Genomic DNA, 1,166 nt, shown 5'->3' on the forward strand with positions numbered 1-1,166 from the left:
GCGGAAGCTGCGCCGTGCCGACGAGCTCGCTGCTGCTGGGCAGACCGGTGAGCAGATCGCCGCTGATCTGGGAGTTTCGGCGGCAACGTTGTACAACTGGCGTCGCCAGTACGGTGGCGTGGACACCGAGGCGGCCAAGGAGCTCAAGGAGTTGCGCGAGCAGAACGCCCGGTTGAAGCGGCTGCTGGCCGATGCGGAGCTGGAGAAGGACGCGCTGCGGGAGATCGCGCGGGGAAAATTCTGAGCCCAGCGACCAAGCGCCGTGCTGTCGACATGCTGCGTGAGGCGAAGAGCATGTCGGAACGGCTGGCGTGCAAGGTTGTTGGGCAGAATCGGTCGACGTATCGGCGGTTGCCGATCAAGGACACCCCGACCGATCCGGACGCCGGTGTGCGGGCTTGGCTGCGCTCGTATGCGGTCAGGAATCAGGGGCACGGGTTCCGCCGTGCGTGGGCGGCTCTGCGGTTCGACGAGGGCGCGGGGGTCAATATCAAGAAGGTCCACCGGCTCTGGCGGGAAGAGGGCCTGCAGGTCCGCGACCACCATCCCCGCAAACGAGCCGGGGTGTCCTCGGTCGGGCCGGTAGAGGCCGATGCACCGAAGGTGGTGTGGGCGTTGGACTTCCAGTTCGACTCCACTACCGACGGTCGGGCGGTGAAGATCGCGTCGATGATCGATGAACACACCCGCGAATCCCTGTTGCACCTGGTGGAACGGTCGATCACCGCCGACCGGCTCGTCGCCGAGTTGGAGAAGGTGTTCGCCGCGGCCGGCGGCCCGCCGAGGGTGTTGCGGATGGACAACGGTCCGGAGATGATTTCGACTGCGTTACAACAGTTTTGCGCTGACAGGGTCGAGATCTCCTACATTCCACCGGGCACGCCCTGGAACAACGGGTTCGTCGAATCGTTCAACCGACGGCTGCGGACCGAGTGCCTCAACCGCAACCACTGGACCACCTTGCTCGAGGCCCGGGTGGTGATCGGCGATTTCAAGACCGACCACAACCGGCGGCACCGGCATTCGGCGCTGGGTTATCGCACGCCGGCCGAGTACGCTGCGGCCTGCACCCACACCCATCATCCGATGGCCTGCGGGACCAACTGAACACGGAACGAAATCACCCGACTCTATTCCCGGGTGGTCTCGTCATCGGGGACCGCTCA

At 65.3% G+C, this 1,166-nt stretch carries 1 protein-coding gene; it reads left to right on the forward strand.

What is annotated here, in order from left to right:
* Positions 1-1,107 (forward strand): IS3 family transposase gene (locus JZ792_RS41185; protein ID WP_216918412.1). Its coding sequence is split into 2 segments (ribosomal slippage), with 1,108 coding nucleotides annotated over them: positions 1-239 and positions 239-1,107; the frame shifts between segments, so codons are not numbered across the junction. This gene is flagged as partial in the annotation.
* Between the last annotated feature and the right edge of the window lie 59 nt (positions 1,108-1,166).

Source organism: Nocardia noduli (assembly GCF_019038455.1).
Classification (GTDB): domain Bacteria; phylum Actinomycetota; class Actinomycetes; order Mycobacteriales; family Mycobacteriaceae; genus Nocardia; species Nocardia noduli.